Annotated in this window: 18 protein-coding genes; 15 read left to right on the top strand and 3 right to left on the bottom strand. The window is 51.3% G+C overall.

Annotated features, from left to right (window positions below; all coding sequences use genetic code 11):
• The first annotated feature begins 12 nt into the window (after window positions 1-12).
• The 8 genes from PAECUDRAFT_RS24690 to PAECUDRAFT_RS12845 all read left to right on the top strand — a co-directional run bounded on the left by PAECUDRAFT_RS24690 (window position 13) and on the right by PAECUDRAFT_RS12845 (window position 13210).
• On the top strand, window positions 13-2301 hold the full coding sequence (locus PAECUDRAFT_RS24690) for a VWA domain-containing protein (RefSeq protein ID WP_006038529.1): 2289 nt from the start codon (window positions 13-15) through the stop codon (window positions 2299-2301).
• Between the two features lie 20 nt (window positions 2302-2321).
• The gene (locus tag PAECUDRAFT_RS24685) at window positions 2322-3335 is read left to right on the top strand and encodes a M15 family metallopeptidase (protein ID WP_006038528.1); all 1014 of its coding nucleotides are present in this window, start codon (window positions 2322-2324) and stop codon (window positions 3333-3335) included.
• Between the two features lie 191 nt (window positions 3336-3526).
• The gene (locus tag PAECUDRAFT_RS12870) at window positions 3527-4639 is read left to right on the top strand and encodes a glycosyltransferase family 2 protein (protein WP_006038527.1); all 1113 of its coding nucleotides are present in this window, start codon (window positions 3527-3529) and stop codon (window positions 4637-4639) included.
• Between the two features lie 196 nt (window positions 4640-4835).
• Window positions 4836-5729, top strand: a complete 894-nt coding sequence (locus tag PAECUDRAFT_RS12865; RefSeq protein WP_006038526.1) for an ADP-ribosylglycohydrolase family protein — start codon at window positions 4836-4838, stop codon at window positions 5727-5729.
• Window positions 5730-5969: 240 nt separating this feature from the next.
• Window positions 5970-7067 (top strand): threonine aldolase family protein, encoded by a 1098-nt coding sequence (locus PAECUDRAFT_RS12860; RefSeq protein WP_006038525.1) that lies wholly within the window; start codon window positions 5970-5972, stop codon window positions 7065-7067.
• Between the two features lie 444 nt (window positions 7068-7511).
• Window positions 7512-8447 (top strand): aldo/keto reductase, encoded by a 936-nt coding sequence (locus PAECUDRAFT_RS12855; protein ID WP_006038524.1) that lies wholly within the window; start codon window positions 7512-7514, stop codon window positions 8445-8447.
• Window positions 8448-9189: 742 nt separating this feature from the next.
• Window positions 9190-12483, top strand: coding sequence for an immunoglobulin-like domain-containing protein (locus tag PAECUDRAFT_RS12850; RefSeq protein WP_006038523.1), 3294 nt, complete (start codon window positions 9190-9192; stop codon window positions 12481-12483).
• A 181-nt stretch (window positions 12484-12664) separates the two neighbouring features.
• Entirely contained in the window at window positions 12665-13210 is a 546-nt protein-coding gene (locus PAECUDRAFT_RS12845; protein ID WP_144266533.1) for a hypothetical protein, read from the top strand.
• A 660-nt stretch (window positions 13211-13870) separates the two neighbouring features.
• Here the strand turns inward: PAECUDRAFT_RS12845 and PAECUDRAFT_RS12835 are convergent.
• Window positions 13871-15328, bottom strand: coding sequence for an esterase-like activity of phytase family protein (locus PAECUDRAFT_RS12835; protein ID WP_006038520.1), 1458 nt, complete (start codon window positions 15326-15328; stop codon window positions 13871-13873).
• A 179-nt stretch (window positions 15329-15507) separates the two neighbouring features.
• On the opposite strand from PAECUDRAFT_RS12835, the gene PAECUDRAFT_RS12830 reads away from it, so the two are divergent.
• The 3 genes from PAECUDRAFT_RS12830 (at window position 15508) to PAECUDRAFT_RS12825 (ending at window position 16512) form a co-directional block, all read left to right on the top strand.
• Entirely contained in the window at window positions 15508-15855 is a 348-nt protein-coding gene (locus tag PAECUDRAFT_RS12830; RefSeq protein WP_006038519.1) for a hypothetical protein, read from the top strand.
• 158 nt (window positions 15856-16013) lie between these two features.
• The gene (locus tag PAECUDRAFT_RS25295) at window positions 16014-16169 is read left to right on the top strand and encodes a DUF3934 family protein (protein WP_083814148.1); all 156 of its coding nucleotides are present in this window, start codon (window positions 16014-16016) and stop codon (window positions 16167-16169) included.
• A gap of 61 nt (window positions 16170-16230) precedes the next feature.
• Window positions 16231-16512 (top strand): hypothetical protein, encoded by a 282-nt coding sequence (locus PAECUDRAFT_RS12825; RefSeq protein WP_006038518.1) that lies wholly within the window; start codon window positions 16231-16233, stop codon window positions 16510-16512.
• Between the two features lie 66 nt (window positions 16513-16578).
• On the opposite strand, the gene PAECUDRAFT_RS12820 is transcribed toward PAECUDRAFT_RS12825, so the two are convergent.
• Window positions 16579-16896, bottom strand: coding sequence for a hypothetical protein (locus tag PAECUDRAFT_RS12820; protein ID WP_006038517.1), 318 nt, complete (start codon window positions 16894-16896; stop codon window positions 16579-16581).
• Window positions 16897-17362: 466 nt separating this feature from the next.
• On the opposite strand from PAECUDRAFT_RS12820, the gene htpG reads away from it, so the two are divergent.
• Window positions 17363-19243, top strand: coding sequence for a molecular chaperone HtpG (gene htpG / locus PAECUDRAFT_RS12815; protein WP_006038516.1), 1881 nt, complete (start codon window positions 17363-17365; stop codon window positions 19241-19243).
• An 80-nt stretch (window positions 19244-19323) separates the two neighbouring features.
• Here htpG and pdxR read toward each other — a convergent pair whose 3' ends face one another.
• On the bottom strand, window positions 19324-20733 hold the full coding sequence (gene pdxR / locus PAECUDRAFT_RS12810; RefSeq protein WP_006038515.1) for a MocR-like pyridoxine biosynthesis transcription factor PdxR: 1410 nt from the start codon (window positions 20731-20733) through the stop codon (window positions 19324-19326).
• Window positions 20734-20862: 129 nt separating this feature from the next.
• On the opposite strand from pdxR, the gene PAECUDRAFT_RS12805 reads away from it, so the two are divergent.
• From PAECUDRAFT_RS12805 to PAECUDRAFT_RS12795, 3 genes are all read left to right on the top strand, one after another.
• Window positions 20863-21321 (top strand): RidA family protein, encoded by a 459-nt coding sequence (locus tag PAECUDRAFT_RS12805; RefSeq protein ID WP_006038514.1) that lies wholly within the window; start codon window positions 20863-20865, stop codon window positions 21319-21321.
• Window positions 21322-21512: 191 nt separating this feature from the next.
• Window positions 21513-23453, top strand: coding sequence for a hypothetical protein (locus tag PAECUDRAFT_RS12800; protein WP_006038513.1), 1941 nt, complete (start codon window positions 21513-21515; stop codon window positions 23451-23453).
• A gap of 31 nt (window positions 23454-23484) precedes the next feature.
• Window positions 23485-23916 (top strand): hypothetical protein, encoded by a 432-nt coding sequence (locus PAECUDRAFT_RS12795; protein WP_006038512.1) that lies wholly within the window; start codon window positions 23485-23487, stop codon window positions 23914-23916.
• Window positions 23917-24426: the final 510 nt, after the last annotated feature.

Below are 24426 nucleotides of genomic sequence, written 5' to 3'. Positions count from 1 at the left end.
GTCGCGACTATTATGAAATGCTCACAATGCGGAGTGACGAACGAGAGCACCAACCATTTTTGCAAGCAATGCGGCAATGATCTGACGAAAGTCAGCTGCCAGCAATGCGGAACGGCTTTGCAAGCCGACAGCGCCTTTTGCGGCAATTGCGGAACGCCGCGGCAGGCGGATAGCCCGGCTTCGCCGAACGAGCAGCCGCCCGCGCAACCTCCTTCGGCCCCAATTGCAGCGCCACCGGCAGCGGCAGCGACGCCGGAAGCTGCGCAGCCAGAGCCACCGGTCGCGCCGCCCGCGGTGCAGCTGAAGAAGACGCCGGAGGCGCAGGAGCAGCCTTCTGCAGCAGAGGCCGAGGCGCTCAACTCATCTTCTGCGCCAGCGACCGATACTGTCGCGGCACCGCGGACCGAGAGCGTGAAGAAGAAGCCATGGATCTGGATCGCTTCAGCAGCGGCAGCCGTTGTTTTAATCGGACTGGGCTTCTACCTGTTTGCTTCCAACGAGAAGTCGCCTGTCGTCAAGGATGAGCATGCTTCAGCCGCTGTTTCCGACGAACAGAAAGCAGAGGAAGCGCCTAAGAGCTTGAAGCTTGCGATCGACGCGATCGATGCTTCGAATTATCCGACGATCAAAGTGAAGCTTGCGGTCGAAGACGGCTCCGAGCAGTCTGACCTGTCGAGCGGACAAGTAGCCATCAAAGAAAACACGGTAGCGCAGAAGACGGCTGAAGTGAATGCCAATACGGCGGACAAAACGTACGAGATCGTGTATGACACGACGGTATCCAATACGAACCCGCCCAATGGCGAGCAGCGTGTCGTCGATCTTGTTATTGGCGACAACAAGCTGTCGGAATCGTACAAGTCGCCTAGTCAGAAGAAGCTGCACATCGATGACGTCAGCTATAATACAGACGAGTATCCGAAGGTAAACGTCTATTTCTCTCTCTATGACGAGAACAACCAATTGGTAGAGGATATGAACCCGGTTAAGACGGCTTTCACGGTCAAAGAAGGCGATAAAGAAACGAAGAACGCGTCCTTCTCGAAGCTGACGGAGAAGCCGCAAGCGATCAGCACGAATCTCGTTATTGACGTAAGCGACAGCATGAGCGAGGACAACAAGCTGACGAAGGTTAAGGATGCGGCTACCCAATTCCTGTCCCATGCTTCCTTTGCAAGCAACGACGTGGTCGGCTTGATGTCCTTCTCCGATGCGAGCAATATCCGCCAATCCGATTTTACGACGGAAATCGAGTCCATCAAGAGCAGCATTGCAGGCATGCAGACGAGTGGCTGTACCGCACTGTATGAGGCGCTCAATCAAGCGGTCAGCAACACGGCCTATAACTCGGTCGAAGGCTCGAAGTACGTTGTCGTCTTCACGGACGGCAAGAATACGATCTGCGATGGAACGAACTGGGTAAGCCCTAGCACGGTCATCAATAACGCTTTGCAGTGGGGTGTTCCGATCTATGCGATTGGCGTTGAAGAGGACGCGGATTTGCAGCAAATCGCAGAGCAGACGAACGGCCAATACCATGTGCTGGGCAATGATTTCACTGATCTTAACGCCATTTATAGCGATATTTATACGAACAAGAAGAAGCAGTATGTTATCACGTATGATTCTTCTGTAGCAGACAAGTCGCCGCGCCAAGTCGATATCAAAATGAACGGCGCGAATCTGTATTCGAAGGCATCGGCCATGGTTACGCCTAAGCTGTTGGACAACCGCCAAGTGTCCGAAGCGATGCAAAACTATCAAATCGCATGGTCGCAAGCGATGAATGCCCATTCGATGGACCCGTTGCTGCCATACGTCACGACGACGACGAATGCGAAGGACAAATCCTCCGTCTTCAACATCGTTGACGTTCAAATTAACGGTGATATTCAGCCTGGCGGCACGCGTACCGGCGGATTGGTGAACCTGCGCACGGAGTACGGGGAGTACGTCAACTATGATATTCCAGATTATAAGCTGGTCAGCGCAAAGAAAATTTCCGATGACCGTTACCAGCTGCGCGTAGAGAAGCGCGTTCGCCGCGATGCGCTCCTGCTCGTCAACCATAATCAGGCCGCGCTTGGCTTGTATGATCCGTTGACTACGTTCAAAGAGACGGCGTACACCTACAATGTCATTAAGAGCAATGGTGCTTGGAAAGTGTCGACGGTCGAGGACGATGAAGCGGTGCCAGTGTGCTATGTGGATGCATCCTATCAAGAGAAATACGTTCGCGCGGATGGCAAATCGTCCAAGACGAGCGGAAACTGCCCGGGCGCAGCGTCTAACGAACGGTAAAAGCAAATGAGGAATGAAAAATGAGAAGATACCATTTATTGCTGTTCATCGGTGCTGTCATCGTAATCGCTGCTGCGATTAATATGTATACCAAGCACGACGAGCCTGCCTCCGGCAGCCCGAGAGTCGAGGAAACAGCAGGCAATACGCCAACTGCTGAATCGGGAGCGACGCCTGATTCGGCAGGCGAGCCTTCTGGCCAAACCGACACGTCCAATGCAGATGACGATGCGGACAAGGATGATGGCTCGAATGCCACTGCCGACGCGGATGCCAACATCGATTCGAATTCGGATCAAGAGAAGGCTGATCCGCCGAAGGATCAGACCGCCGATGCTCAGCAGCCGGCTTCGGCAGATGACGAAGCCATGACGACTTGCTTGCTGTATGTAAGCAAGGACCCGGCCTCGGCGCTCGCGGACACGTTCGTGCCGAAAGATCTTGTGGAAGTGAATGTGCCTACCGCCTACGACATTAAGGGCGAGCACGTGAAGGAACTGAGCAAGGATGACCAGAACTCGCTGTACAACGAGAAGCTGATGGTCAAGGAAGCGGCGGACGCGCTTGAGAAGCTGTTCGCTGCGGCAAAGAAAGACAAGATGGAGCTGTATGCGTACTCCGGCTATCGCAGCTATACGACGCAGGAGCTGGTATACCAGCGGAATGTGAAGAGGCTAGGCAAGGAGGAAGCGGATCGCGTGAGCGCGATTCCCGGACACAGCGAGCATCAGACGGGGCTTACGATGGACATTACCTCCAAGGCCTTGATGGACATTTACAGCAAAAACAAAGATAAAAGTCCGTTAATCAAAGATTTCGGCCAAGATCCGGAAGGCATCTGGCTGAAAGAGCATGCGCATGAATATGGCTTCATTATGAGTTATCCGGAAGACAAAGAGGCTGTAACGGGCTACAGCTATGAGCCTTGGCATTATCGGTATGTAGGCGTGGAAGCAGCGGCGAACATGCATGAAGCAGGCCAGACGCTTGGCGAGTACGTGGCCGGGGGCTGCAAGCCGAGCAAACAGAAATAGCGGCAATCGTAGAAAGAGGCGAGGGGACATCCCTTGCCTCTTTTTTATAGAAATTCGCTACCGTCTTCCGCTATCGCCAGCAAATGGTCGGACGGCTCGCATGCCCCCTCCCCGACAGGCATAACGAACAATGTGCGCCATAAATTAGTGGTATTCGCGATATGAAAGCGCCATTGGGGGGATGCTGTCCGATGATCACCATCACGTTATGCCTTATTGTAAAAAATGAGGAGGATGTGCTGCGGCGGTGCCTGGATTCGGTAGCTGAGATCGTTGATGAAATCGTCATCGTCGATACGGGCTCCACGGACCGAACGAAGGCGATTGCGGCAGCCTATACGGACGCGATCTACGATTTCGAATGGATCGATGATTTTGCCGCCGCGCGAAATTACGCTTTTAGCCAAGCGACATCGGCTTATATTTTGTGGCTGGATGCCGATGACCTCTTCCTTGAGGCGGATCGCCGGAAGCTGCTGGAGCTGAAAGCATCGCTGCAACCGGACATCGATACCGTATCGATGCACTACAATCTGGCGCAGGACGAGTATGGGAGGGTGACGAGATCGCTTCGCCGTAATCGGCTGGTCAAGCGCTCGCGCAATTTTAAATGGATCGGCGCGGTTCATGAATATTTGGAAGTATACGGCGTATCGTTGGCTTCAGATATCGCGGTGACGCATGCGAGCCTGCGGCATGATCATAATCGCAACCTTCGAATCTATGAGAAGCGGCTGGAAGCAGGGGAGGCGTTCGGTCCGCGAGATCTCTACTATTATGCGAATGAGCTGAAGGACCATGCCCGGTACGAGGAGGCAATCGCGTATTATGTGAAGTTTCTTGAAACACGAGAGGGCTGGGTGGAGGACAACATTGCAGCCTGCGGCAAGCTGAGCGACTGCTGCGCGGCGATCGGCAGCTCGGAGCAGACGCTGGATTATGCCTTGCTATCGTTTCGATATGGCAGCCCGCTGCCCGAGTTTTGCTGTCGGATCGGGTTCTGGCATTTGAACCAAGGGGCATATGCGACAGCAGCCTACTGGTATGAAGCTGCGCTTCAAGCGCCAAAGTCGGAACAAACCTGGACGCTTGGGAATCTATCCTGCGAAACATGGCTCCCCCATTTGCAGCTATGCGTCTGTTATGACAAGCTGGGCGATCTGCGCAAAGCGTTTTGGCATAATGAGCAAGCGCGAGCTTTTCGACCGAACGATGCAGCCGTCCTGTATAACAAAGCTTATCTCGAAGGGCTGCTGTTTCCCGAGGAGCGACTGAGCGGCGAGAACGCGGCGGAGTCGAACTGAGGGCAGATGGCGGCATCAGGCGGAACGTTGCAAGGCATGAGTATAGCTATCCCCTGTGACAGCCTGCTTGTAGACGGGGCTGTTTTTTTGTTTCAATGGAAAGGAAGCTCTTTACAATTCATTTTAATATGTCATAATGATAATATCGATTTGACTATATAAATTAAATAAGCAGAATGAGGGAGCGTGTGAAACGATGGCGACGATGGATGCAGCCGAACGGCTCGATCGGATCAAAGGCGGGATGTACGGCGTTGCGGTAGGAGATGCGCTGGGCGGGACGACGGAGTTTATGAGTGCGAAGGAAGTACAGACTGCCTACGGTTATTTGATGGAAATAATCGGGGGCGGCGTATGGCGGCTTGAGCCCGGCGAAGTGACAGACGATACGATGATGACGCTGTGCGTAGCAGAGGGAATTATCGAGCGGCCAGACCAGCCGATGGAGGCGATAGGCGAGCGGTTTCTGGCGTGGTACCGAACGAATCCGAAGGACATCGGCAATATCATTCGCACGGTATTCCATAAGTTCGAGGGGAACTGGTTCGAAGCGGCGCTTCTTGCTGATCTGGACATGGGGCAAAGCGGTGGCAACGGCTCCTTGATGCGATGCCTTCCGGCAGCGCTCGTGTATGCGAAATGGGAGGAAGTCGAGCGCGTAACGCGTATGCAATCCCGCATGACGCATTATGATCCGCGATGCGACGAGGCGTGCATCATTTATAACCGGATCGCGTATCGTCTGCTGCAAGGGGAGGCGCTGCAGCCGGTTGTTCAACAGGAGCTAATCGGAACGGAATACGAGGATCTGCTGACGTCCGAGCCAAACTGTGAGCCGAGCGGCTTCGTCGTGCATACGTTCCGCTGGGTCGCTCACCTGCTGTTGACGAGCAAGGACTTCAGCGATGTGGTGCAGCGCGCTGCCAATCTGGGCGGCGACTCCGATACGATCGGCGCGATCGCCGGCGGCTTGGCAGGCATGCATTGCGGTTATGGCCAAATTCCGAAGGCGTATGCGGACAAGATTTTGATTCGCGAGCGGTTGGATGCTGCGGTGGAAGGGCTGCATGCATTGCGGCGTGCGGAGTAAGCTGGCTCGAAGTTCGAGAGTCTATCAACGAATGCTGGAACTCCTTGGAAGGCGAGACAACGCGGCAAAATTACTTGCGCATCAACAATACCCATATGGAGCCAGCGGAAGTGGCAGCGCTTATTAAAGAAACGTTCGGGCTGTAAGGACCGGAGTTGATTATTTTTCCATAAATAGGCGTATTCTAAAGACCGATTAACGGCGTCGTCCAAGCGGCGCGTACAGAGAGGATCGGTCGATATGAAATTATTGCCCACTTTATCCGAAGTGTATAATCAAGCCAGTTATCCCATCACGGGCCACGCGAAGCGGAATGTACAGGTGCTGAAGGAAGCGCTGGCGAGCTATGACGGCGAGCTTGATAGCGATGTTTACGGCTCGGGCGCGGTGATCGAGCCGTTTCAAGAACGGATGGCGAAGCTGCTTGGCAAGCCGGCGGCTGTATTTTTCCCGAGCGGCACGATGGCGCAGCAGATTGCGCTTCGCATTTGGTCGGATGGGGCAGGCAGCAAGAAGGTCGCGTACCATCCGCTCTGCCATCTTGAGATTCATGAGAAGGACGGGCTGAAGGAGCTGCATCATCTTGAGCCGATTCTATTGGCGGATACGACAAGGCCGGTACGGTTAGCTGATGTTGTAGGGATGGAGGAGCCAGTGGCGTGCGTGCTGCTGGAGCTGCCTCAGCGGGAAATCGGCGGGCAGCTGCCGCCCTATGAAGAGCTGGTGGAGATATCGGCGCACTGCCGCGAGAAGGGGATCAAGCTGCATCTCGACGGGGCGAGATTGTTCGAGGCGCTTCCCTATTACGGCGTGGCAGCCGATGAATTGTGCAGCTTGTTCGACAGCGTGTACATCTCGTTTTACAAAGGGCTTGGCGGGATAGCGGGTGCGGTGCTGGCGGGCGAGTATGATTTTACGGAAGAGTCCAAGGTTTGGAAAAGAAGGCATGGCGGCGATCTGATCAGCCTGTATCCGTATATTTTGAGTGCGGAGTATTACATGGAGCGGCGGATGCCTCGCATGGCGCAGTATTATCACGAGGCGCAGGAGCTGGCCGCGTTATATAATGCGTGTTCGACCATCACGACGGTTCCGCAGGTGCCTGTATCGAATATGTTCCACGTCCATTCGGCGCTGCCGAAAGAGGTGCTCGAGCCGATTCTGATCGCGGTGATCGAGGAGACCGGCTTTGGCTTTACGCATGTGCTTCGGGATAAGGATGACGGCGGCAGCTACTATGAGGTGAGCATTGGCGACCGCTATGCGGAGCTGCCGAAGGAGAAGCTGCGAGACGCTTTTCGGATGCTGGACGAGCGTGTGCGGGCTGCGGCGGAGTAAGGGGAAAAGCGCGTAGGCCCCAGCCTCGCCTCCTCGGTCCGTTAGGTAGCGCGTGCGCTAGGAGATGGCGCCGCGCATCCGGCCTGAACAGGCTGCTGCGTCTCTTGTCGCATGCTCCTAGCGTAACGGACCCTACAGCCGCTATTGCTCCGTATTTTGCGCATCTGGGAGCCTAACGGACTCCACGGGCGTTAATGTCATCATTTCAGCCGAAATGGTGGCATTTGTTGCGTAATAACGGCTCCTCGGTCCGTTACAATCTCCAATCGCCGCTTTTGCGCCAAATAGCGTCCTATCGGTCCGTTAGCGCGTGAAGCAGCGGCAGGCGTTCGCTTCAGCAAATAGTAAAGCAAATGCCCGAGCTCGAAAAGTCCCGCAAATGAGCGTATAATTTGTTGCGTAGAACAAGCCAAACAGCATTTTGTAACAAGAGGAGTGATCCAGTTGAAGCAACGGCAATATGGTACTACAGGCAAGCAGGTTTCGGAGATTGGGTTCGGCGCGTGGCAGCTCGGCAACCAGCAGGATTGGGAGGCCATGGGAGATGAGGATGCGATCAAACTCGTCCACGCAGCGCTGGAGCGAGGCGTGAACTTCTTCGATACGGCTCCGAATTACGGGCTTGGCCGCAGCGAAACGCTGCTTGGCATCGCGCTTGCAAACCGGCGCAGCCGCGCCGTCATCAATACGAAGTTCGGCCATGCTGCCGATGGCACGACCAATTATGACCCGAGCAGCATTCGTACTTCTGTCGAACAAAGCTTGCGCCGCCTTCGGACAGATTACGTCGACTCCGTGCTTATCCATAATCCGCCGTTTGACCATCTCGATGGCAAACTCGGGAATTTTGACATATTCAGCCAACTGAAGCAGGAGGGTAAATTGCTTGCCTACGGGGCTTCGGTTGATTCCAGCAAAGAAATGCTAGAGCTGATTCAGCATACGGACGTCGGCGTCATCGAGGTGCTGTTCAACATTTTTGCGCAAGAAACCGCCGAGGCATTCCAACTGGCGAAGGAGAAGAAGATTGCACTCATCGTCAAAATTCCGCTCGACTCCGGATGGCTGTCGGGCAAATACGATGCGCAGAGCACCTTCGAGGGCGTGCGGAGCCGGTGGTCGCGGGAAACGATCGCGAAGCGGGCAGCGCTCGTGGAAAGGATTCGGTTCATCTCGGACGAGCAGACGACAATGACGACGGCTGCGCTTCGTTTCATTCTCGCTTATCCGGAGATTGCGACGGTCATCCCAGGCGTGCGCAATATCGCTCAGCTCGACGAGAACGCCGCGGCAAGCGACGCTCAGATGCCGCATGAGCATGTGCGCAAGCTGCAAGAGCTGTGGGACAAAGAGATTCGTTTCCAAAATCTCGGCTGGTAATGCAGTCGGCAATTCGCACGCAATAGAAGCTTCTGCATCGCCTATTAAGGGGATGCGGAAGCTTCTTTTTTATCCCCGGACAGCAGTCAAATATTTTTGAGATCGATCAAATCCGTCGCTTTTTATCCCCCGCCAAAATTCGTTAAATAGAAGAAAGGGATTAGACAGCTTAGGGAGGAACTCGACATGGCGAATGGGGAAAAAACTTCCTTATACAGCCAGCTATCGCATCGGGAGGTGAATAGGGAATAAAAATCTTCCCTACTCATCCGGCTATCGCGCGGGGAGGTGAATAGGGAATAAAAACCTTCCCTACTCATCCGGCTATCGCGCGGGGAGGTGAATAGGGAATAAAAACCTTCCCTACTCATCCGGCTATCGCGCGGGGAGGTGAATAGGGAATAAAAACCTTCCCTATTCAGCCGGCTAAAGCGCCGAGGGATGAATAGGGAATAAAAATCTTCCCTATGCCACCAGCTATAGCATCAAGAGGCGAATAGGGCATAAAGATCTTCCCTATTCATGACGATCGATATAATCGGATCGTCTTTTTTGTTTCGCCCTTCATCCCAACGAGGAGCTACTCCCTGAATATAAGGAGATACTCTCCCGACTAGCATTTTTTCTTGTATTTTTATGAAAATAGTAGGAAAATAATTGTCGGTAAATATAAATCGTTTTTAGATTTCGATCAATAGATCGCTATTACAGAATACGAGACATAACATAGGAGGCAATAGCAATGATTTTACAGCCCAAAACAGCATTACAATCAAGAAGCCATCTCCGCTTGGTGATGTTTATTGCAATCGCAGCAGTGGCCATCGTGCTAGGCTTGACTGCAAGCAAGGCATCCGCTGCGAATATGCTGGACCAAGGAACGGGCCCGAACGTTCCAACCTCAATCGGCGGCTCCAATAATATTGGACAGAGCTTTACCGCGGGCAAGACCGGCACCATGTATGACTTGGATTTGTTTCTATCTCAGGTCAGTCCGCCAGCTGGTACTACATTGACCATCGAAATTCATGATGGTGAAAATCCGAACGGCACGTTATTGGGGTCCAGAACGCTCTCTTATAATGAAGTGCTAGCCTTGTCAGGTTGGCCAGGCGGTAAATTCACGGTCACTTTCCGAGATGGCATTAACGTCACCGCAGGCAACAAGTATACGATTATGATTCGCTCGACTCCTACTACGGGGCAAGTAACGATGCACATGTACGATACAGACGTGTATAGTGGCGGGATGAGCTATTATATGGGCGTTTGGAAATCGAGCTATGACCTCGGCTTCCAGACGTATGTCTCCGATTCGTATCGGAGCTATATTCCGTCGATTACGGTTTCGCCGATTGTAAGCACCTACGGACAGGCGACTCCGTTTTCAGCAACCTTAATGGTGGACGGCGAGCCGCTGGCGAACAAGTATGTTAATTTTTCTGTTGATGGAAGTACGGTTGGCATTATTCTCACGAACGCATCTGGCGTGGCTAGCTTTAGTCACCCTCACCTCTACTCGGCGGGATCGCATACAGTGGGGGTTTCATTTGCAGCAGCGTACCCTTATTACGCGGCTAGTGCAACGACTACGCTAACCATCAATAAAGCCGATCTAATGGTGAGCGCGAATTTTCCGTCCAAAATATACGGCGATGGTTTACCGACATTCACCGGAATGTATACGGGCGCTGTTGCTGGCGACCTGCCGTTAATCACCGGCGCTGTCCAATTCAGCACAGGCGCAACTTCTGCCAGCGACGTCGGCGCGTATGTGATTACGCCATCGCTCAATACGGTGCTGAGCAATTACAACGTGAATTTTGGTTATGGGGCACTGACAGTAACGCCTGCGCCGCTAAGCGTAACGGCGTCGAACGCGACGCGCCAATATGGCGAAGCCAATCCGGCGCTTGCCGGAACGCTGACGGGTTTGGTGAACGGCGATGCGATCACAGCCTCCTATACAACAGCCGCTGTCGCGAACAGCACGGTGGGCGATTATGCGATTACTCCGCAATTAGCGGACCCTTCGGGCAAGCTAAGCAACTATGCCGTTACGACGACACCGGCAATATTAACCGTGACGAAAGCGCCCTTGACTGTGCAGGCCGATAACTTATCTCGCTGGGTGAACGCATCGAATCCGACGCTGACCGGAACGATTACGGGCGCTTGGGCAGCGGATGATTTGACAGCGAACTACACAACTTCGGCGGATCCAAGCAGTCCAATCGGAACTTATCCGATCACGCCGGGGCTGGTCGATCCACTTAACCGTCTATCGAATTACGATGTTACAACGAATCCGGCTGTGTTGACGGTCTATGCGAGCCCGGCTCCGGCGTTCGCGACGGGAGACAGTGCGGCATCTGTAACGCAGGATGTGCAGCTTCCGGCAGTCGATGAGAAAGGCAACGCGCTGCAATGGACATCGACGGACAACAGCCTCCTTGACCCGACAACGGGTGAGGTTCATAGCCCTTCCTTCACGGCAGGAGACAAGCAGGTTATGTTAGAAGCTGCTGCTACGGTGAATCATATGAATGTTTCAGTGTCGTTTGTGCTGACGCTTAAGGCAGCGGCAATGACGGATGCAGAAGCTGTGGCGTTGGATAAGGGATTGCTTGCCATTGGCTATGCGCCTGCAGAGAATGAAGCAAATGTGAAGAGCCAAGTATCGCTTCCAGCGAACGGGGCGAACGGTTCGGTCATTACATGGTCATCTTCTAACGCTAATTACGTAAATGCGCAAACGGGTGCCGTTCATCAGCCAACGTCGGCGGCCGGCGACCAGCGTGTCACGCTGACCGCTACGATTACCAAGGGCGCAGCGTCGATCACGAAGACGTTCCAATTAAACGTCCTTCACGATCTGTCGTTGATCGTTCAGCCTGATCCGGTGTCCGATTTATATGTGGATATCGTGGATGGCGAAGGAAAGACCAAACGAATCGTCATTTCTCAAGCGTCCGCGGCAGCAGGGGCGATTCGTATTGATGCTGACCAAACGGATATACAAATTGAGTTGAACGCCGAGGTATTGGACCAGCTTCGCAAAATCAACAGTGCGTTCAAGCTGCTCGTATCGACGCCAGCAGGCTCGATTACAATTCCAGCCGCGGCTTTCGAAGCCAAGGCTATCGTACGTTATATCATTCATGTAGGCGCAGCGGCATCCCCATCGATGCAGGCGGCTTTGACGGCGCAGCAAGCGAATGTAGGGGCTGGGCCTGTAGCATTCCAGCTGGCAATGATCAATAACAAGGGCCTGAAGATCGATCTGCCGACCTTCCAAGAGGCGGCAGCACGGACGATTATTGCGGATGCGAAGGCCTCGAAGGAAAATGCCGTCGTCGTACGCTGGGACGAAACGCGTAAAACGTTCAGCTACGTGCCCGCTCAATTTACGGTGGCGGATGGCAAACTCGTAGCGACGTTCAGCAGCCAAGAGACCGGCGTTTACCTGATCGTTAACCGTCCGGTGCTTTTCAACGATTTGGCTCAGCATTGGGCGAAGGAGGATGCGGAGTGGCTGGCTTCCCGCTTCATTATTGAGGGCCGCAGCGCGGGCCAATTCGACCCGAACAGCGGATTGACGCGTGCGGAGACGGCAGCGCTGCTCGTTCGAGCACTGGGCATCTCCGGCGATGCAACAGGAGCAGCATTCTCCGATATTTCTGGAAAATGGTACGAGCAAGCCGTTGCCGCAGCAGCGGAAGCGGGCTTGGTAACGGGCTATGAGGACGGCACGTTCCGTCCGAATGCGAAAGTAACGCGCGAAGAGCTGGCGCTAATGATCACGAGAGCGATCAAGTACTCCGGCGCAAGCGTGCAGCCGAACGGGGCAGCGCACGGCGTGCTGATCGATGCGGGCAGCGTATCCGCATGGGCAACGGGAGCCGTCCAGCAGGTGCTCGACCTTGGCATCGTCAAGGGCGATCCGAACGGCAGCTTCCGTCCGCAGGCTACGGCAACGCGGGCTGAAATGACCGCTATGCTGCGTCGGTTGCTAGAGGCGCTGCAGTACGCGTAGCGTTTTGCGAGGTAAATGAAAACACCTTCAAGAGAATCTTCCGTTGAATGGGAGGACGATCTTGGAGGTGTTTTTTTGTTTGGAGGAAGTACAGCGCTTAGATTTAGATTATATTACTTTTGTTAATTTTATCCTATAATAGATGAATTGAAAGGTTTCTAGAAGGAGAGATATGGGATTTATGAGGGGAAATAAAGCGATTGTAACGATATCCCTATTCAATACGATTTGGTATTTTTGGGGCTTCTATTTGTTTATGTACGCTCCCGGACCAAGATTCGGCAACGGCATGGATTTTTATGCGACTTTATTTCTTGTAGGATTTTTCTTATTTTGGCCTTTTACATTGTTTTTGATTGTATATTACGTCATTTTCTTTATCACCAGTGACAAAGTCAGGTGGAAAGTAAGAGCATATGCCATTTTATTCGGGGCACTGATTCCGCTGCTTCTAGGGAGCATCCATAAATATTGGTGGGACGAGGTTCCGCCAATGTCTGAGCAAAAGGCGATTCAAAAAGCAGATAAGGAGATGGAAGGATATTTAAAGAATAACTACAAGCGGGAGATATATTGGGATAGAGGACTTCATGAATGGGCTGTGATCTATAGGGAAACTGATGAATTGCTTCCGACTTGTGAGGCATATCGTATTCATCGATTATATACCATTCGAACGGGAGGATCTTGTACCGAAGTTTTAGCAAGATACCTAGAGAATGAATAACGGTGTAAGAAAATAAACGATCGATGTGAGAGAGTGTGGGTCGTACATGTTAAAAAACAGAGTCTTGGTAACTGTACCGCTTATGAATGTACTCTGGTATTTTTGGGGTTTCTATTTACTCATGTTTGCTCCGTATCCTCGATCATTTATACTTGGGGGCAGCGATGATGAAGGCCCATCTCTTTATGGAAAAATATATTTAACTATGCTTATTTTATTTGCCATATACTCATTTTTATTGCTCATATACTACATCTTTTTTTTATTCATAAATCGGAAGCTAACGTGGAAAATAAAAGGATATGCAGTTTTGTTGGGAATCTTGCTTCCTGCTATTCTCGGAAAAATAAACAATTACTGGTGGTATGAAGTGCCGCCCATGTCCGAGCAAAAGGCTATTCAAACTGCCGACAGAGAGATGGAAGGATTTTTAAAGAAAAACTACAAACGAGAGATCCATTGGGACAGAGTAAACCATGAATGGATTGTAATCTATAGAAGATCTGGTGATTTGTCGTGTGAGACCTTTTCTATTCATCGATTATACACAGAGACAGCGGGAGGTACCTGTGCGGATATTATGACGAGAGTTCTAGCGAATGAATAGACATTCGGAAATAAGACAGACGGGTCGACATAAGTCGCCCGTCTGTCTTCCCCTTACTTAATCGTATAAGGCAGCTTAAACGTCCACAGCTCCGTGCCGTTCGTCGTCAGCTTGCTGTCTACGCCAAAGTCGTTGTCGTTCACGATCGCCAGCGTATCGCCGTTAATAAGCGACAAGCCTTCGATTTTTTCATAGGGGAATTTGAATTCTACTGCGTCCAGAACCGTACGTTTGGAAGCTGGTAGAATGTCGTTCGTTTTCAGATCGGCAACGGTCATTTGTTCCAGCGTCTTGCCGGCCGCTTTCTCATCGTCGTATTTGCCGAGGATGTTCGTTGCGTCAGACAGGTTGATCGCGTAAATGCGCTTCAGCTGCGCTTTGTCGCCGGAGAACTTGTCGCGCTCGTCGATGAGCAGCGTGTTTTCGTTGACGACGACCATATCGGAGACGACGATGTCGCCTTGCACCAAGTCTTTGAATTGCGTTGCGTCTTCGAGCTGGTAGACGAACTCAGCTGCCGGCTTCAGCGTCGACAGGTCGAACTTGATAATGCGCACTTGGCGGGAGTTGTCCATATCCTTGTTCGGGTTGCGCAGCGCATTTTGCATCGCCATGAACATATATTTGCCGTCCGGCGTAATGCCGACTGCTTCCGCACCGCGGTTTTGGCGGAGCTTGTTGTAGACGGCTGGCAGCGTCTCGCGTGCAGGCACGAGCGTGGATTGCGCTTGGGAAGCCCAGCCGCTCGGTACGATGCGCTCGATGAGCGTGCCGTCGCGTTTGACGTGAACGATCGATGGGCCGTACTCATCCGAAATCCAGAACGTGTCGTCCTTTGCGTTATAAGCCAAACCTTCGATATCCAGGCCGTATGGGTCGTAGGAAAGCTCTTTCTCGCCTTTCGTATCGAATGGCGCTTCATCGCGTCCCTTAATGTTTGGCAAGCCTGTGATGTTCGCTTTGCCTGTTACAGGGTCAATGCCGTTCACATGCAGCGGGAATTGATCGAGAATTTGAATCTCGCCGTCTGCGATTTTGATCTTATAGATGCTAGGCGTGTAGCTTGCGAGCGGGAACGTGCGCACCAGCTTGCCGTTTACGTCGACTTGGCCGTTCGGGCCGCGGTCAGCCGTCGAGTAGAACACGTTGTCCGGGTCGCCCGGAAGATGCGTTAACGAGGAGCCGACGCCCATTTTGATGCCTTGTGCGAGGTCTGCTGCTTTCAGCGCATATTTGCCCGTCAATTGGGGCTTGTCCGTCATCGCAACGCTGCGGCGGAAGTCGTCCCAATCCACGTATTTGCCAGTCGTTTCGCCCAGTGCGCGAACCGGCATGTACAGGTGTCCATCAATATTTACGGCGGAGGTCGATGGCGTAACCGAATCTCCGTTATTCGAGTACGTGATGCCTTCAGCAGGCGCGCCGCTCAATACCGCTGCCGATGCAATGCCGATCCCTGCCGTAAGCGTTAGTGCTGCGGTTGCAGTGATCATCCATTTTTTCTTTTTCATGAACGTGAATTCTCCCTTCGAGCCGCTAGGCTCTGTAGCTGTTTTACTAGTTATACTTGGACAATGTTAAGTTCACGTTATGCTGGCTTGAATGTATTGTAAAAGCGATGCGACCTCGCGGCTGTGTGTCCTAATCCCGGCTTTTCTTTCATATAGTGAGAGGAAGGAGCGTGATCGTTATGGATACGTCTGTCAAAAGGTATTACCAGTTGAAGCAGAAGCAGCGGGAGATCGAGCAGGAGCTTGCGGAGCTTCGCGCAGCTATTATCGGGTATTGCGATGAGCAGGGCTTGTCCGATTGGGAGGCGGGCGCCTATCGGGTTAAGATCGTCCAGCAGGAGCGCAAAGAATACGAGGACAGCAAGCTGTTCGAGGCGCTGCCTGATACGGAGGTGTGGAGGATGCTGTCAAAGCCGGATCCTTCGCGCATCGCGAGCCTCATTAAGCTCAATGTCATCACGGAAGAGAAGATTAAGGACACGTATGCCGTTAAGCAGATTAAGCTGCTGCAGGTCGACAAACGGTAAGCGTTTGCGCGATTAATGGAGAAATTTTATAAATATACGCGGGATAACGTCCCATTTGCTGTACATATTGAATAGACTGCTGTATAGTTCATCATACTTGGATAAAGAGCGACTTTTATCTTATCGATGGTTCGCATTAATGGAGTGGTGAGTGAAGGATGGCAAAGGGCAAGGGTGGAACAGGTCGAGGGACGGATAAGAAAGGCTGGAATCGCTGGCAGGCAAGTGCCAAGCGAGCTCAGAATGCCCCGAAGCCATACACGAGCAAAGGCACGAAGAAAGTAAACGCGACGGCAACCAAACCATCGACGTAATGTAACAGGATTGGATTCGGATAAAAGCAAAGGAAGTGGTCATCTGAGAAAGCATAAGCCAATGTCGTTTGACGACCTGCTTAAAGAACTGCAAGGTCAGAAAACGGTGCAAGAAGGTCAAGTTTCATTGAAAGACCTGTTCAACGATCGGTTCATGAGCAAGTACTCCACCTGCAAGAGCATGGAGGAGTTTCTGGAGAAGGGTAATTTCCAAGTGGATACCCTCGATGAAATGAACAACATCCACGATGAGTTGCTGGATCGGCATGTCGCGCGCGAAACGGATTTTGCGGATTGGAAAGCGATGCTCAGCAAAGCCAATTCGGAGTTTGCAGCGCAATAACCGCCAGCGCAAGCCAAAAGACTCAAGCCTAGCAAGAGAGGCTCGAGTCTTATTTGTTTTTCTATTCTAATAGAACATGCCCTTATTCCAGCCTTGGTGGCGATTGCTTTTCTTGAATACTTTTTTCGAAATATTTTTCTTAACCGCCGATTGTCCGCCCTGCTCATCGTTTTTCTTGCCCGCGATGCCGCTGCGGCCGTTGCCGTTGGCGAAGTTTGCTTGTTTGTTGAAGCTGCGGCTGCCGTTAATCGCATTTTGGCCGCCTTGATTGGCGTTAGCGCCGACGTTTTTCAAAATCTGGCCGCCGCCCTCTGCCCGCTGATTAATCGTGTTGTGAATGATGTTGCCGTGAACGATCGTAATATGGATGGTACCTTTGCCCATTTTGTAATCTCTCTCCCATTCTCATAACGCTTGATTGGTTGGTTGATACTCTACTATATGAAATGACCGCGAATTGCGAGTATACAAGTGTACCCTGTCTATCAACCATTTTGAGATAGGTAGCGTTGTTATGTGCAGCAGCCTGCCCATTGCATTTCGTACAATCGAATCAACGCGAGCGCGGATGTGAGGCAGCATGATTGCATATTGAGCAACGAGAAAGACGGCTTTCTATGTTTTAGGCACATTGAGCTTCTTCTAGCTCGTTTCTCGTTGCATGAGCTGCAATGGGAACCTTCGGGTCAGGCCATTCATGCCTTTCTCGTTGTATAAAGTGCAACGGCATCGCAATCGCAATATTGACATGGAAAAATGGGATATGTTATATAATCAAGTAGGGAGTTGGCACTCGACTTAGTGGAGTGCTAACAAGAAAGCCTTTTACCTATTGAAAGGGGATTAGACAATGACCAAAATGCAGTTCAAAGCCGAATCCAAACGATTGCTCGAAATGATGATTAACTCGATCTACACGCAGCGGGAAATTTTTCTCCGTGAGCTGATTTCGAACGCTAGCGATGCCATCGATAAAATATATTACAAAGCGCTGACGGACGATCAGCTCGTTTTCAATCAAGACGACTACTTCATTAAAGTGACGGCGGACCAGTCGGCTCGTACCTTGACGCTTACCGATACAGGCATCGGCATGACGCAGGAGGAGCTGGAGAACAATCTGGGCGTTATCGCCAAGAGCGGCTCGCTCGCGTTCAAGAACGAGAATGAGCGCCAGGACGGACACAACATTATCGGCCAATTCGGCGTAGGCTTCTACTCCGCCTTCATGGTGGCTGACCGCATTATCGTACGCAGCCGCGCGCTGGGCAGCGCGGAGGCTTTCCAATGGGAATCCGAAGGCGCAGACGGATACACGATTACGCCTTGCGAGAAGGATGCTGTCGGTACTGAGATCGTTATGCACATCAAGCCGAACACGGAGGACGATCAATACGATGAGTTTTTGGAGCCTTACCGCCTGAAAGCAATCATCAAGAAGTACTCCGATTTCATTCGTTATCCGATCCGCATGGACTTCAAAACGCAGCGTCCAATGGAAGGCAGCGAGAACGAGTTCGAGGAAGTGCTGGAAGAGCAGACGGTCAACAGCATGGTGCCGATCTGGCGCAAAAACAAGAGCGAGCTGAAGCAGGAGGATTACGAGAACTTCTACTTCGAGAAGCGTTATGGCTTCGACAAGCCGCTGAAGCATGTTCATATTAGCGCAGACGGCGCAGTCGTTTACAATGCAATCCTGTTCATCCCAGAACGTACGCCGTTCGACTATTACACGAAGGAATATGAAAAAGGCTTGGAGCTCTACTCCAACGGCGTCCTCATTATGGACAAGTGCGCGGACCTGCTGCCGGACTACTTCAGCTTCGTGAAGGGCATGGTCGATTCCGAGGATCTGTCGCTGAACATCTCGCGCGAGCTGCTGCAGCATGACCGTCAGCTGACGCTGATCGCGAAGAACATTAAGAACAAGATCAAAGGCCAGCTGCAAAGCCTGCTCAAGGACGAACGGGATAACTACGAGAAATTCTACGAGTCGTTCGGCCGCCAGCTGAAATTCGGCGTATATGGCGAATTCGGCGCGAACAAGGATGTGCTGCAGGATCTGCTGTTGTTCTCCTCCTCCAAGGAGAAGAAGCTGGTTACGCTCGACGAGTACGTGTCGCGCATGCCGGAAGACCAGAAATTTATTTACTACGCATCGGGCGACTCCATCGACCGCATCGAGAAGCTGCCGCAGACCGAGCTGGTTTTGGACAAAGGGTACGAGATCCTGTACTTCACCGACGACATCGACGAATTCGCGATCAAGTCGCTGGTCAGCTACAAGGAGAAATCGTTCAAGTCCGTATCGAGCGGCGATCTGGGCATCGAGCCGGATGAGAAGGACAAGGAGACGGAAGCCGAACAGAATGAAAGCAAAGAGCTGTTCGAGCAAATGTCTTCGATTCTGAGCGGCAAAGTGAAGAGCGTGCGCGCTTCCAAGCGTCTGAAGTCGCATCCGGTCTGCTTATCGACGGAAGGCGAGCTCACCATCGAGATGGAGAAAATTTTGAAGGCTATGCCGAACGGCCAAGACGTGCAAGCCGACAAGGTGCTGGAAATCAACGTGAACCATGAGGTGTTCCAGACGCTGAAGGCCGCGCAAACGGGCGATGCGGACAAGCTGAGCTTGTACACGAACCTGTTGTACAACCAAGCGCTGCTTATCGAAGGACTGCCGATCCAGGATCCGGTGGCGTTCACGAACGATATTTGTAAAGTGATGGTGTAAGCAGAGAAGAAAGAAGCATAGCGTAAAAAGGGCGATCCCAACGGTCATCTGTAGATGACTGGGGATCGCCCTTTGTTAGGTTATAAGACCTGTGACCAAGCTTTCTTGAGAAGTTGTACGCCAAGCTCCATCTGGTGCGAGGTCAGTCCACCGAAGCCGAGATAAATCTTGGAGGTTCCTCGGCTGGCGTGCGAATACGCATCTTGGCTGCCATATACAAGAACGCCTTCTTTTTGGGCGAGCTGAATCAAGGTCTCCGGCTTCGTTTCAGTTGCTATCGCTAATTCTAAGTGCAGTCCGGCTCCTCCAGCAGTGATCTGTACACATTTAGGTAATGTGCTGAGCAATAGCTGAGCAAGTCTATCATACTTATGCTGGTACAGCTTGCGCATACGCCGAATATGGCGGTACCAATGCCCGCGAGCGATAAACAATTGCATCGCCCATTGTTCCAGGCGAGAAGGGGGCGACAGGGTGCGCTCGACGCTTCGTAATCTGCCGAGGAGGTGAAGCGGGAAGATTGTATAATTCAAGCGCAGAGCTGGTGTAAACATTTTCGAGAAGGTTCCGATGTAAATGACGGCTTCCTCCTTATCCAAGCTTTGCAGGGAGGGAACAGGCTTGCCGGATAATCTTAGCTCTCCGTCATAGTCATCCTCTATGATATAGCCTTGATGGGAACGAGCCCACTGAAGCAGCTGCTGGCGCTGGGCGTAGGGCATCAGCGTTCCGTCAGGACGATGGGCAGGCGTTGCATAGAGCAGGTTAAAGGGCTCGCGCCAGCGGAGCGTATCTCGTTCTAGGGAGTAGGGGACGAGTTGAACGCCATTTTGGCTCAAAATAGGTCTGACCTGTGCGATCCCAGGCTCCTCGATCCCGATGTGGATATGCTCCCCGAACAGCCGGCTTAACAGCTGAATGCTATATGAAAAGCCCGTTCCGATCACGATCTGCTCGGGTAAACAGTCGACACCCCTAGAATGGCGCAAATAAGAGGCAAGGCTCTCGCGCAAGGAAGATTCGCCGAAGGGATCGCCGCCATACTGATGGATAGACTGGCTGTTGATTTCAAGGGCATCGGCCAAGACAGATTTCCACAAACGAAGCGGGAACGAATCGCCGTCTATTGCGAGCAGACTAAAATCAATGAAAGCGGGTTTGCAGGCAGCAGGCGTCGTAGCATGCTGCAAATCGACATCTGCGAAGCGGGAACGAGTCGCTGGACCTGTTAATTTTGCCGGCTGGGGGTTGATGACCGTTAGCCCTGATCGTTCTCTACTCTGCAAATAGCCTTCATCCAGCAGCATATGATAGGCGGTTTCAACCGTTGTTTTGCTTATATTCAGCTGGCTCCCAAGCGATCGAATCGAAGGCATTTTCGTGCCGTGGGACAGGCTGCCATTTTGAATTAAGTCCCGAATATGGGCGTAGAGCTGCTGATAGAGCGGTCCATCTTCATGAAAAGCAAGGGATAGTTCGATGCGAGTCATCTCCCGATCTGACCTCTAAATATATAAATAATCTGATCCTTAATTACAGGTCAAAATAAGTATAAACTTTTCTGTAAGCTTTTAACAATCTGGTTAAGCATGTCGAGAGGGTTCAAGAAAGGAGAGCGTATGTCCGTAATGATGGAGAGGCTGAACGCGATGGGGATTACATTGCCGGAGGCTAGCGGTCCGGCCGCTCAGTACGCCAACTACGTGCAGGTAAACAATCTATTATTCGTTTCTGGCAAAGGACCGACTGGTAACCCGCAAGGCAAGTTGGGCAGCGAATATACGACTGAAGAAGGTTACCAGTATGCAAGGCAGGCTGGAATCGAAGTGCTTGCGGTTGTGCGGGCTGCATTAGGATCGCTGGAGAGAGTGAAGCGCGTCGTGAAAATTCAAGGCTTCGTTAACGCAACTCCAGCTTTCGAAGAGCATCATAAGGTGCTTAATGGGTGCTCGGATTTGATGTTAGACGTTTTTGGCGAACGAGGTACGCATGCAAGATCGGTGTTGGGGGCGGTGTCCGTGAGAGAGAATCTGCCCATTATTATTGATTCGATTTTTGAGGTGGTAGAAGGTCGATAACATGGAATAAATAAAGAACTCACAATTAACGTGGGTTTTTTATTTATGATTTGACGGGTTAGTGGAGAGAGCTCTAGGGAAATTTTAGTATCAACTTCATGCAATTATCGAGTATACTCGTAATTAAGGAAAATAAAGGTTAGACAATCATATAATGAATCAACTTGATAATAGAGAGAGGTAATCGGGGGATGTTGAACAAAATCGTAGCACTTATGCTTATCTTGAGCATGCTGGTGACTTTAGCTGCGTGTGCAGACAAGCGGGATGAGGAAGTTACGAGTACAGCGACGGCGGATGAGCCGAGGACATCGACTACAAAAGGTTCAATACATGTTTTGAAGCAATCGGAAGTACTGCCTCTGCGATTGAAGGCAAAGGAAGCTGAGTATACAATCTTCGAATCTGGCGAGGCCTTTACTTGTAACGATAAGCAGAGTCTAGCTAAAAAAGAAGAGGGGCAATTCGACTTGTATTATATGTGCGATCCTTATCGTACACATGAGCTGCTAGTGAAAGAATTCGCCAAGGCAATGTCCAAAGCGCAAGCAGAAAGAATAATTCAAATCCATATTGGCTCCGCGTTGCTTGCAGAAATAAATGGACGCATGGCAGTAGCTCCTTATGAAGGGTCGGATGCGCAGGACTGGTCATCCGCAGAAATGATGCATTTTGAAGCGGTAGAAGGCAAGGCTGAAGTGAGCTTCCGAGTATGGGATTATTCATATGATACATGGTCGGGATTCCATGGCGTTTATATTTACGAGGATGGTGCGTGGAAAGAAGACCAATTAGAGCCTATCGAGTATGATAACGCGGCAGATGGCCAGGACCCGAAGCAAATGGAGAAGGTATCTGCGAGAATATGCGAAGTAATGACGGATAGTGATGAACTGGATGATGTGGTCGATCGGTATACGGCAGCCTTCGACAAGCACGGCGTGCAGAATGAGGTTGAAGTTAACGAAAAGATAGCGAATTGCTTCGGAGAGGCGAGGGGAACGTTAACGCGAGGGAATCAAGAACGGAGTGAACGCGCCGAGCAGTTAAATGAGTTAATGAACGATATTGTCGGTACATCCTCCAGCATTGCATTTGTAAAGAGCGGCGGGGGGCATATGTATCTCGATGAATCGAGTGGTTTTACCTCCCGTAATCCATTCTATGTCTATCGTTATCTGACATTGCTTTCAAGTGAGAAGAATAAGCGAGATACGGTTGGCTACGACAAGATCGCTAAGAAACTAAGAAGTCAGGCTGAGGAGCTAACGCATGACAGATCGGAGCGGGAGCTTTACGATAACACGGTTTCACAAGAAGAGTATCAGGATGCGCTAGATCGTCTTGGTAAAGAACTGGAATCACTGATCGGCCTACTGAAGACGAAGGATGAGGCAGCCGTTTATTTATTAAATCAAGTCGTCATGCTGGAGGTAGAGCATGAAGATGAAGTGCCAATAGACGTTGAGGTTGATCCTGCTGCTATGGAAGAGCATTTTAACGCAGTTAACGCCACGCTTTGTGATAGCAAGACGCTGGCAAGCGTAGATCTGACTACCGTAGACGCGCGATATGAAGCGGCCTACGAAACGAATGGATTCGATTTATCGGATAATGGCCGTGATCGCATGTCTGAGCAAATTGGTAATTGTTTTAATAAGGCGACATTCGAAGTGCTTCAAAACGATCGAAAGCTTTCAGACAAAGTGAAAGCCCTCGATGGCCTACTTGATGATATCGCCACTTCTGGAACCGAGCTTGATTCGATAACGAACGGCGGCGGATCGATGTTCGCGCATTTCGGTGTTTACGCGATTGAAGCCAATAAATTCACGATCTACCGATATGCTAATCTTGAGTTGGAAATGGGCAATAGGCCGCAAGTGAAGGTGGATGAGACGTATGATGAGAAGGTGGCGTTAATCCGCAAGCAGCTGGAGAAGCTTGGGACTGGCCAACCGAAAGTAGAGGACGAGATGATTGCGAGCAAGCCAGAAGAATACCAGGCAGCCTTCAAGCAATTGAACAAATCGACAGAGGCTTTCCTAAGTAAGCTGACGGACAAAAATACAGCTTCTATTTTGCTGCTGGACAGAGTATTAGAGAAAATCAACAATATCGGTTTTCTTTAAGCTATAAATAAACGTAACAGGGGGATTTTCAATGGGGAAGAATAGTTTAGTGCTTCCAGTGCTAGGCGCGCTAGCCGCAGCAATCGTCGGAGGCGGGCTCTGGGCGGCAATCGCCGTATGGACGGACTACGAGCTTGGTTTGATCGCTTGGGTAATCGGAGGCATGGCGGGTTACGCGGTATCGTATCTATCAGGCGGACTCGCAACCCAAGCGCATCGCGTCATTGCGGTAATTGCGAGCTTGATCGGTATCGTGCTGGGCAAATATTTCTTGTTCAGCTACGTGATTTACGGCAGCATTAACGGAATGTTTAAAAGCGAGATCATGACGCTGTTCCGCGAAAACTTCAGCGAGCTTTTCCAAGGCATGGATATCGTGTTCGTCGTGCTGGCAATCGTAACAGCTTGGCAAATTCCGGGTCGCGTGAATGCGCGCAGAGAGCAATCGGTAACGCCGCAATAACGATAGAACGTTGAACCGCTATAATTCTCCCCTATATGCATGGAGCACCATTTGCCTGCAATATGGGGATTTTTGTTGGCTTGCTTAACAACAAGGACCAAGCTTCCATATGGATTTTAAATCGCGTGTTATCCGAAATTGACAATGATTTTTTATAAATGAAAAAGGGGTGTTCCAAAAGCCGCGACGGCTGAGGAACACCCCTTTTTTGCGCTGCAAAGGTTGGGTTGCATTCACGTAAGGGTTGCGTTGTTGGTCGTATTCAAGGAGCGTTGGCTCGTGCAGCAGCCTTCTCATTGCAGTTCATACAATACAATCAACTCAAGCGCGGAAGTAAGGAGGTGTCATTGCATATTGTACAACGAGAAAAGTGACTTTCTATGTTTTGGGCACTATTTGTCTCTTCTGGATTGAATCTCGTTGCATGAGCTGCAATGGGAACCTTTGGAGCAGGCCGCTCATCCTTTTCTCATTGTACAAAGTGCAACGGCATGGCAATAAGAAGAGGGA

This window comes from Paenibacillus curdlanolyticus YK9, assembly GCF_000179615.1.
Lineage (GTDB): Bacteria > Bacillota > Bacilli > Paenibacillales > Paenibacillaceae > Paenibacillus_T > Paenibacillus_T curdlanolyticus.
The sequence above is the reverse complement of the archived record's forward strand: the minus strand, read 5'-3'. Positions and strand labels throughout refer to the sequence as shown.